The sequence below is a fragment of the Lawsonibacter hominis genome, from assembly GCF_014287895.1.
Lineage (GTDB): Bacteria > Bacillota > Clostridia > Oscillospirales > Oscillospiraceae > Lawsonibacter_A > Lawsonibacter_A hominis.
Genome location: NZ_JACOPP010000004.1, coordinates 224,226 through 230,775, shown reverse-complemented (window position 1 = coordinate 230,775; position 6,550 = coordinate 224,226). Strand labels below are relative to the sequence as shown.

The 6,550-nt window shown below is 57.1% G+C and carries 6 protein-coding genes; 5 read left to right on the top strand and 1 reads right to left on the bottom strand.

Going from position 1 to position 6,550, the window contains the following annotated elements:
* Nucleotides 1-103: 103 nt before the first annotated feature.
* On the bottom strand, nt 104-799 hold the full coding sequence (locus H8S57_RS05120; protein ID WP_186906997.1) for an alpha/beta fold hydrolase: 696 nt from the start codon (nt 797-799) through the stop codon (nt 104-106).
* Nucleotides 800-1,131: 332 nt separating this feature from the next.
* Here H8S57_RS05120 and H8S57_RS05115 point away from each other — a divergent pair, with 332 nt between their 5' ends.
* The 5 genes from H8S57_RS05115 to H8S57_RS05095 all read left to right on the top strand — a co-directional run bounded on the left by H8S57_RS05115 (nt 1,132) and on the right by H8S57_RS05095 (nt 6,550).
* Nucleotides 1,132-1,746: a TetR/AcrR family transcriptional regulator gene (locus tag H8S57_RS05115; protein ID WP_186906996.1), complete on the top strand. Its 615-nt coding sequence runs from the start codon at nt 1,132-1,134 to the stop codon at nt 1,744-1,746.
* Between the two features lie 346 nt (nt 1,747-2,092).
* The gene (locus H8S57_RS05110) at nt 2,093-2,536 is read left to right on the top strand and encodes a hypothetical protein (RefSeq protein ID WP_186906995.1); all 444 of its coding nucleotides are present in this window, start codon (nt 2,093-2,095) and stop codon (nt 2,534-2,536) included.
* Between the two features lies 1 nt (nt 2,537).
* A complete protein-coding gene (locus H8S57_RS05105; protein WP_186906994.1) occupies nt 2,538-4,034 on the top strand; it encodes a sodium:solute symporter family protein in 1,497 nt (498 codons plus the stop codon).
* A gap of 325 nt (nt 4,035-4,359) precedes the next feature.
* The gene (locus H8S57_RS05100; protein WP_186906993.1) at nt 4,360-4,977 is read left to right on the top strand and encodes a flavodoxin family protein; all 618 of its coding nucleotides are present in this window, start codon (nt 4,360-4,362) and stop codon (nt 4,975-4,977) included.
* Between the two features lie 13 nt (nt 4,978-4,990).
* The gene (locus H8S57_RS05095) at nt 4,991-6,550 is read left to right on the top strand and encodes an AMP-binding protein (RefSeq protein ID WP_186906992.1); all 1,560 of its coding nucleotides are present in this window, start codon (nt 4,991-4,993) and stop codon (nt 6,548-6,550) included.

Genomic DNA, 6,550 nt, shown 5'->3' with positions numbered 1-6,550 from the left:
AGCTTGACTGCTTCCTCTTTGAATTCCTTATCATATTTGCGCATCGTAAACACCTTCCTGTATTTCTTATTCTATCACTTTTGGGTGTTTACTCTCTGCACTTCTATGATATCCCTCCACCGTGATACATTTTCCTCATAACACGCAAAGAACTATTTTTCAGTTTTTCATTGATTATTTGTGCAGATTTTTTCATTGCAGCATTTTCTCTTTCACCTACAAATACTTTGACTTTTGCTGTACACGTTTCAATTGATTCTTTTATAGAATACAGAGAATTTGCTTGCAAAAATGCAATCATATTTTGTTTTGCAATACCACATGTTTCTTTATAATAATCGTCAAATAACTCTTGCTTTATTTTAAGCGACTTAAATTGTAATTTTGAGAACCATTTATGTCTAATCAATCCGTAACAACTTCCAAACACTGGTTTAATCATAGCATATGTGAGCTTTGAAGGAATAACCAAAGTACTCTCAACAATTGCATATTCGCAAATATTACCTCGCTGCGACAGTATTTCAAGCAATATCTGACCGCCAAGAGACAACCCACCTATTAGCAACACAGAACCCTTAAATTTCTCATCTATAAAGGAAATGATTTCTTTTGCATTATCCTCAATTGTTGTAAAACCATTATCACTTCCTGTGTGACCATCCAATATAGGAATAATGACATGAAATTTATTTTGAAGCGTTTCTGCTTCCTCTCGATAATTCCAGCAAGATAAACCGCCACCATGTAAAAGAATAATTACATCTCTATTCTCTTTTCCGTATCCCTTGTAATTCATATTCTTTTACCTCGTTATAAAATTCCGATTTGTTACTTTTTAATACTTGCATGTATTTTATCATGCAGGCAAACTATTTTCAATATATGGTCAAATTGCCGGAGATTTTAGTGGTGCACAAATAGAGTAAAAGGGATCGGGAAACACAGGACTTGAAACCTGATTCACATCATGATAAAATAACAAAATAACGGGTAGTTTGCCGCGCATCCGCGCACTCTGTGCGCGGACGCTGTCATTTTAGGCCCTGCCGTGAGCAACGGCGAAGGGCGGCTTTATCCGGCCCGAGCGCCGGGGTAAAGCAACAAAAACGGTTACAGAAGAGGTTGCGCATGGATATCACTCCGGAAAAGGCGTTGGTCAATCAGCCCAAAACCGTCCGCGGACAGGAGACCCTGAACCGTATCTGCCAGGCCGCAGAGCAGGTTTTCTATGAAAAGGGCTACTATGAGACCTCCATCAACGACATTACGAACCTGGCCAAGGTCAGCGCCGGGACCTTTTACATTTACTTTGAGAGCAAGCTGATGCTGTACAAATACCTGCTGTCCCAATACGGGCATCGGATCCGAAAGCACATCAGCCTGGCGGTGGCCAACTGTACCACCCGGCGCTCGGCGGAACGGGAGGGCCTGCGGGCCTGGCTGGGCTTTGTGGCGGAACACAAATATGTGTTCAATATCACGTGGGAGTCCCTGTTTATTGACCGGAGCCTTTTCGATGAATACTATGCCAATTTCTCCGCCGCTTACGTGGGGCAGCTGAAGAAGGCGCGGGAGAAGGGCGAGGTGGCCGACATTGATCCAGAGGTGCTCAGTTTTGCATTGATGGGCATCAGCAACTTTATCGGCCTGCACTGGGTGGTCTTCAAGGAGGAGCGCGATCTGGATCATGTGGTAAACGAGGCGATGAAAATCATTGACGGGATCTTTCCGCCGGAAGACTGACGCAGGGGAGACACGAGGGCGAACGGAACGGCCGTGGGATTTCTTACATCCACCGGGCGAAAATAGTCGTACGGCGAAAAAATCCGCACGATAGGGCTTGCTTCCGGTTGGGGCAATCCGGCTGAAAAAGGGGGACGGCACAGGGAAAGGCCTGTGCCGTCCCCTTTTTGAGGGATTCGTCAAAAACACAAGAGCGGGAGCGGGGTGAAAAAAATACTTGTTGACATTGCCGGTGGAGTGTGGTATGTTTGGCTTGAATATGAAACATGATTCATGTTTCATAAAGCGGCCGTCAGCCGGCGGGCGGCCGCAGCAAAAAGAGGACAAGAGAATAGGAGGTATCTGCATGGACATTTCCAAGCATAAGACCCTGCTGATCGTACTGATCGCAATCCTCTGGATCGCCTGCATCATCACGGGAACCACAGGACACTTTGTTCTCGGCATGTGCCTGGGCGTGGCGCTCATGTTCCTGCATATGATCTTGGGCGTGGCAAAGCAGGGAAAGGTCTCCAAACAGTTTTTGCTCTATCCCCTGCTGATCTGGGCGGCGCTGTGGCTGGTCAGCTTCATCCTGTCGGGCTACTTCGGCGATCGGTTTGCCGGAGGGATGCCCGCCTTTACGGTGCTGGGCTTCCATCCCTCCTTTGCGCCCACCATCTTCCTGTATTGGATCGGCGGACAGCTCACCCTGAATTTGGGGCTCTACCTGCTCCAGGATGAGTGGCTCTCCCAGAAGGACTGGGATGCGTTCTGCGACAAAGTCAAGGGAATGAAGGGGGTCAAATGATATGCCGCACAGTACGGTCGTTTTAATCGCAGCCTTTTCCGCGCTGATGATCGCGGTCTCCTTCGGCATCGGCGTCTGGGCCAAGAAAAAAGCCAATACCGCCCAAGCCTATTTCGGCGGTACCGCCATGTTCGGCCCGGTTGCCGTGGGCCTTTCCTCCATGGCGGGCATTGCCTCCGCGTTCGCCCTGGTGGGCGTTCCCGGTATCATCTACACCTCAGGAAACGCCATGACGTTCTGGATGCTCTCCGGCGCGGCCTTTGCCATGAGCTACATCATCCTGGGCAAGAAGGTGCGGGCCATGGCCGAGATCGCCCCCATCTCCAGTCTGGGCGATATCTGCGACGTGCGCTTCAACCATAACCGTTTTATCAAAGCCCTCATGTCCATTATTATCTGCCTGGGCTGCGTGGGCTATCTGGCCGCCCAGATTTCCGCGGGCAGCGCCCTCATCGCCCAGCTGGTGGATATCCCGCCCATCGTGGCCGGATTTTTGATCTTTGGCCTGCTGACTGTCTACACCGCTTTGTCGGGCGAAGTGGGCGGCCTGCTGAGCCAGGCGTTCCAGGGCTTCGTCATGGTGCTGGCGGGGCTGGTGCTCATCATCGCCTTTTTTGTGGTCACCGGCGGCTTTGGAAATGTGCTGGAGGCCGTGTCCGCCGTCCCGGAGGTCACCGGGAGCAACGGGGTCACCAAGACGCTGGGCGCCACCCTGCTGGACGCCTGGGGGACCATGCCCGGCGGAATTTCCCTGACCTGGATGCTCATCCCCATTCTGGGCTGCGTGGGGCAGCCGCAGGTGCTCACCCGTATGTACGCGGTGAAGAATCCCCGGGATCTGCCTAAGGCCGGGCTGGTCACCGCCGTGACCCACACCATCGTGGGCTTCCTGGCGGTAGTGGCGGCCTACGGCGCGCTGTACCTGGTAGCGACCGGGACCATCGACCCGCTGGTTTCCGGGGATCAGGCCATCTATGCATTCTCCGATTATCTGGGCATCTGGGCGCAGGTGCTGGTGTACGCCGCCATACTGGCCGCCGCGCTGTCTTCGGCCAGTATGTTCCTGACCTCCTCCTCCACGCTGCTCTCCAAGGACCTGACCTCTGCGCTGGGCATTAAGATTGCCCCGGAAAAGCAGATCAATGTCTCCCGCGTCTTCATGTTTGTGCTGGGGGCCGTGTCCATCGTGGTGTCCATCTACTCGACCGAGATGGTGGCCCTGCTGGGCACCTTCGGCTGGGGCACCCTGGTCTCCGGGACCTTCCCGGTCTTTGTGCTGGGCCTGCTGTGGGAGCGCTGCAACGAGAAGGGCGTCATGTGCGGCGTAGCCGTCTCCCTGGCCTTCAACATCATCCCCTTCTTTGGATTCAAATTCCCCAGCGCCCTGCCCGGCTACTTTATCACCTCCGCCCTGGCGGTGGCCGTTACGGTGGTGGTTTCCATCATCGTCCCCAAACAGGAACTCTCTCCCCAGCTGGACGCAGTGCTGAAGCTGTGATAACCTGGGGAGGACGAGACCGCCCGTGCGCCCGCAGTGTTGCACCCAAAGGACGGGCCGGGACTTCTCGGATCCTTCCCAAGAAGAAAACAGCCTTCCCGTTCCGCCGGGCGGCAATGCCGCCCGGCCCTCCCCCCGCGTATCGTGTCCGCTCCGTGGGGCCGGCCGCACCACACAGACCATTCAGGAGGCGCCGCCCACGGCCCCTCCTGGTGGCGGACGGCGCCACGGAGCGGGCGCTGCGAATCACCGGAGGTCCGCTGACGGACCGGTGTGGGCGCCGGTTCCGGCAGGGACGTTCCCAAAACCGATTGGAGGAACCGATATGAGACTGCTGGCCATTTGCGGAAGCCCCCGGGAGTCGGGGAACACCCGCCGCTATCTGGAGCTTGCCCTGAAGGAGGCCCAAACGCTGGGCGCGGAGACCGAACTGGTCTGGCTGGGCGACAAGACCATTCATGGCTGCAAGGGCTGTTACGGCTGTGTCCAGGCCCGCCGCTGCGTCATTGAGGACGATTTCCAGCCCATCCTGGCGCAGATGGCCCGGGCAGACGGCATCCTCTTGGGCGCGCCCACCTATCATGCGTCCATTCCCTGTGAACTCAAGGCCCTGTTGGACCGGGCGGGTTTCTCCGGCCGCTGGGCGTGCAACGAGATGAAGAAAGCGGACGAGGGCTATACCTGGCAGGGGAGTCTGTTCTCCGGCAAGGTGGTCGCGCCCGTCACCGTGGCCCGGCGGGCGGGCCAGAACTTTGCCTTCGCGCAGCTGCTGCTCTGGGCGGCCTGCAACGACTGCGTCATTCCCGGAAACACTTACTGGAACGTAGGCGTTGCCGGAAAGGGCGGCGCGGTAGACGCCGACGGGGACAGCGAAGGCGTGGGGATCATGCAGGGCATGGCCCGCCGGATGGTGCGGACGATAGAGGCCCTGAACCGAACATAAGGAGCGATGTGATATGTCCAATGCATGGATCGGAAACTATGCCGCTTCCCGCGCACGGCTGAATCCCGGACGGGCGGCGGTGGAGGATCTGGATACCGGGGCGGTCTATACCTATGACGATCTGGAACGGCGGGCCAACCGGCTGGCCCACTATTTAAAAGAGGCCTGCGGCGTTGCCAAGGGGGACCGGGTGGCCTTCCTGTCCCGGAACCGGGTGGAACTCATCGACGCCTATTACGCCACCGGAAAGCTGGGGGCCATTCTGGTGCCCTATAACGCCCGGCTGTCCGCCAAGGAGCTGGGGCAGCTCATGGAGCGGGAGGGCCCGAAGGTGCTCTTTTACGAGGATGTGTTTGCAGCCAACGCGGCGGCGCTGGAGGGGACGTGTCCGGTGAAGACCTTCGTAGTGCTGGGAGGCGAGAGCCAACAGGGCCATCCGGCGTACGACGAGCTCCTGTCCCGGCAGCCGGACACGCTGGTGGCCTGCGACGCACTGGAGCTGGAGGATATTCACCTCATCATCCACACCGGCGGCACCACCGGACTGCCCAAGGGCGGCCTGGTGAGCCACCGCAGCGAGCTGTTCAATTCCTTCAATGAGATCTGCACCTGGGGCTTGAGCTACAGCGACAGCGCCGTTATCCTGCTGCCCCTGTTTCACACCGGGGGCTGGAACCTGCTCACCCTGCCGCTGCTCCACGCAGGCGGAAAGCTCTACCTGAGCCGGGTTTACGATCCCAAGCAGACGCTGGAGGTCATCCAGCGGGAGCGCACGACCTGTCTCTTCGGCGCGGCCACGATTTTCCGCATGATGGTGGAGCGCAGCGAATTCAAGGACGCGGACCTGTCCAGCCTGCGCTGGATCATGGCCGGGGCGGCCCCCACCCCCATCAACATCATGCAGGAGTTCTGGAATAAGGGCGTCAAGTTTGTCCTGGGCTATGGCATGACTGAGGCGGGCCCCAACAACCTGTCCACCCCGGCCCAGTTCGTGCCCCAGAACGTGGTGGAGGAAAAGTTTGCCTCGGTGGGCAAACCCATGTACCTGTCTCTGGTGAAACTCATCGACGACGACGGCCGGGAGATCACCACCCCCGACACCCCGGGCGAGCTGCTTTGGAGCGGCCCGCAGCTCTTCTCCGGCTACTGGGAAAACCCCCAGGAGACCGCCGCCACCCTGGTGGACGGATGGGTCCATACCGGGGATATGGCTACGGTGGACAAGGACGGCTTCTATTATATCGTGGGCCGGAAGAAGAATATGTTTATTTCCGGCGGAGAGAACGTCTTCCCGCCGGAGATCGAGAGCGCCCTTTATGATATCGAGGCGGTGCGGGAGTGCTGCGTCTTCGGCGTCCCGGACGAGAAGTGGGGCGAGGTGGGCAAGGCGGTGGTCTCGCTCAAACCGGGCATGACCCTGACGCGTGGGGAGATCCTCTCCGCCCTCGACGGCAAGCTGGCCCGCTACAAGATCCCGAAATATATCACCTTCGTGGACGATGTGCCCAAGAACAACGTGGGCAAAATCGTGGTCAAGCAGGTCACCGACCTGTACGGCAAAGCGGAGGACTGA